Origin of the sequence: Mycobacterium sp. (genome assembly GCF_044342925.1) — a bacterium.
GTDB lineage: Bacteria > Actinomycetota > Actinomycetes > Mycobacteriales > Mycobacteriaceae > Mycobacterium.
On the sequence record NZ_JBIIOV010000239.1, the window covers coordinates 1 to 3,440 of the forward strand.

A 3,440-nucleotide genomic window follows, 5' to 3' on the forward strand; every position below is an offset into this window, starting at 1 on the left:
GCGTACGCGGACCGTCCGTGCCGTCCGTGCGCGGACCGTCCGTGCCGTCCGTAGCGTCCGTGGCGTTCGTGCCGTCCGTGGCGTTCGTGCCGTCCGGCGGCGGCGGGACGGGTCTTTCGGTCGGCGAGCGGTCCACCTGATAGCCGGCCTGCGTGAACAGTTCCAATGCGCGGTCCCGGCCGAGCGGCGGCGGCGCGGTGGCGACGTAGCCCGGGTCGCTGGGCGCCCAGACCTGCGCCTCGTCGAGGGTGACCGAGTTGTCGCTGCCCGCCCCCACCGCGGCCAGCAGCTCGACGTCCAGCAGACCCATGATCGCTTTGCGCACAAGGGGATCCGTCAGAGTGGGCTGTTGAGCACGCAGCGTCAGTTGCATCACCCGCGGGGTGATCAGGCGGCCGGCGCGCACGTCGGGAATCGCGGCGAGTTGCGCGAAGGCCGCCGCCCCGCCGTGTACCTGCGCCACCTGGGTGTCGCCGTTGCGGATCGAATCGGCCAGCGCGGCCGGCACTCCGGCCCGCCGGAACAGGATCTGATTGGGCTTGGCCGGCGCGCCCCAGAACCGGTCGTTGCGGGCCAGCAGGATCTCGTCGCGTTGCGGATCGATGGTGTCCACGCGGAACTGCCCGCCGGTCACCGGCAGCGCCCGGGCCAGTCCGGCCGGGAAACCACCCGGCACATCCTTGACGATGTGCGCGGGCAGCAGGTGGTTGAACAACTCGCGCCACGCCGGATACGGCTGCGCGAACGTCACAACGGCGGTTTTGCCGCCGTCCAGGGACTGCACACCGGTGATGAGGTCGTAGCCGGCCGGGTCCACGACGCCGGTCTGGCTGACCATCTGGCGCCAGAGGTACCAGAAGTCGTCAGCGGCGATCGGCGCGTTGTCGGTCCAGGCCGCCTCGGGCCGGATCTTGTAGGTGACGGTGAACGGGCTGGTGTTCGTCACCGCCGCGGAGACCAGCAGGGCCGGATCCATCTCCCAGCGCGAGCCGGTCGGGGTGGCCGGATCAGGCACCGGGCGAAACGCGCTGGGCAGTACCAACGCGCTGATGGCGGCGTTCACCGGCGACTGATCGGAGAGCAGGTGCGGGTTGAAACCGGCTCCGATCGAATCGATCGCCATGATGATCTGCGCCGCCTTGGGGGCCGGCGCGACGGCTTGCGAGGTCTGGGTGCTCTGCGGCGCCGGCGGCGGGTCCACCGCACACCCGGCGACCAGCAACACCGACATCAACCCCGCGGCGGTAGGCAGCTTGCGAGGTCGGCTCGGCACGCCTGTCAGCGTATCGACCGGACGGCGCCACGCCTTTGAACGACAGCCCGAGTCACGCCTTCTGCGCCTTGGCGCGCGATCGGAGGCGGCCGCGCAGGGTGGCGTCGAGTTCGACCTTGCGAACCCGGACGATCTCCGGGGTGACCTCGACGCATTCGTCCTCGGCGCAGAACTCCATCGCCTGTTCGAGCCCCAGTTCCAGCGGCCGGGCCAGGGTCTCCATCACATCGGCCGTGGAGGACCGCATGTTGGTGAGCTTCTTCTCCCGGGTGACGTTGACGTCGAGGTCCTCGGCGCGAGGGTTGATGCCGACGACCTGGCCCTCGTAGGTGTCGTCACCGGGCTCGACGAAGAACTGGCCGCGGTCGGCGAGCTGGATCATCGCGAACGGCGTGACCGATCCGGAGCGGTCGCTGACCAGCGAGCCAGTGTGCCGGGCCCGGATCTCCCCGGCCCACGGCCGATAACCGTCGAACACCGCGTTGGCGATACCGGTGCCGCGGGTCAGCGTGAGGAAGTCGGTACGGAACCCGATCAGGCCGCGGCTGGGGACGATGAAATCCATCCGGACCCAGCCCGCCGCGTGGTTGGCCATCTCCTCCATCCGGCCCTTACGCGCCGCCATCAGCTGGGTCACCGCGCCCACGAACTCCTCCGGGCAGTCGATGGTCAGCGCCTCGAACGGCTCGTGCAGCTTGCCGTCGATGGTGCGGGTGACCACCTGCGGCTTGCCGACGGTCAGTTCGAAGCCCTCCCGGCGCATCTGCTCGACGAGCACGGCCAGCGCCAGCTCGCCACGGCCCTGCACCTCCCAGGCGTCCGGCCGGCCGATGTCGACCACCCGGATCGACACGTTGCCGACCAGCTCCTGATCCAGCCGGGAGCGCACCATCCGTGCGGTGAGCTTGTGCCCGGAGACCTTGCCCGCCAGCGGCGAGGAGTTGGTGCCGATGGTCACCGAGATCGCCGGCTCGTCGACGGTGATCCGGGGCAGCGCGTGGGCATGGTCGGGGTCGGCGAGGGTGTCGCCGATCATGATCTCCGGCATCCCGGCGACGGCGACGATATCGCCGGCGACGGCCTCCTCGGTCGGGTTGCGCTCCACCCCGACCGTGCTCAGCAGTTCGGTGATCTTCGCCGAGGTGATCACCGGCGCCCCGTCGACCTCGCGCATCCACGCCACCTGCTGGCCCTTGCGCAGCCGGCCGTTGTAGATGCGGATCAGGGCGAGGCGGCCCAGGAAGGCCGACGCGTCGAGGTTGGTGACCAGCGCCTGCAGCGGGGCCTCCGGGTTTCCCTGCGGCGGCGGAATGTGTTCGAGCAGCACGTCGAAGAGCGGGTCGAGGTTCTCCCCGTCGGGGTTCTCGCCGTTGGCCGGTTCGGTGATGCTGGCGATACCGGCCCGGCCGGAGGCGTATAGCGTCGGCAGGCCCAGGGCGTCCTCGGCGGCTTTCTGCGCCTCGGCGTCGAGATCCGAGGCGACGTCGAGCAGCAGGTCGTGGCTTTCGGAGACCACTTCGGCAATCCGGGCGTCGGGCCGGTCGGTCTTATTGACCACCAGGATCACCGGCAGGTGCGCGGACAGGGCCTTGCGCAGCACGAAGCGGGTCTGCGGCAGCGGACCCTCGGAGGCATCGACCAGCAGCAGCACGCCGTCGACCATGGACAGGCCGCGTTCCACCTCGCCACCGAAGTCGGCGTGGCCCGGGGTGTCGATGACGTTGATCACCGTCATGCTGCCGTCCGCGTTGTGCCGGTGCACCGCGGTGTTCTTGGCCAGGATGGTGATGCCCTTTTCCTTCTCCAGGTCCCCGGAGTCCATCAGGCGTTCGACGGCGTCGTCGCCGCGGTGGGTGAGGGCTCCGGACTGCCGCAGCATGGCGTCGACCAGCGTGGTCTTGCCGTGGTCGACGTGCGCCACAATGGCGACGTTGCGGAAATCTTGCTTTGTTGCAGGGCTAGTCACGCCGCAGATTGTCGCAGTGCGGCACCCGGTTCGCGAAAACGCCGTCAGCCGCGCCGGTTGAGCCGCTCCGACAACGCCGGAATCCAGGCCCGGTCGGCGGGAACCCACGGCAGGTCGGCGAGTTCGGCGGCCTGGATCCACCGCAGGGCGCCGTGATCGTGCGGGTGCACGGTGCCACCGGCCTGTTCGACGACGTAGGCG

2 protein-coding genes are annotated in these 3,440 nt (G+C 69.9%); both read right to left on the reverse strand.

Annotation, left to right across the window (positions count from 1 at the left end; genetic code table 11):
• Positions 1-1,231, reverse strand: a 1,231-nt coding sequence (locus ADBZ6I_RS16660; RefSeq protein ID WP_526385805.1) for an ABC transporter family substrate-binding protein, incomplete at its 3' end; no start/stop codon positions are given.
• Positions 1,232-1,325: 94 nt separating this feature from the next.
• On the reverse strand, positions 1,326-3,239 hold the full coding sequence (typA, locus tag ADBZ6I_RS16665; protein ID WP_526385803.1) for a translational GTPase TypA: 1,914 nt from the start codon (positions 3,237-3,239) through the stop codon (positions 1,326-1,328).
• Between the last annotated feature and the right edge of the window lie 201 nt (positions 3,240-3,440).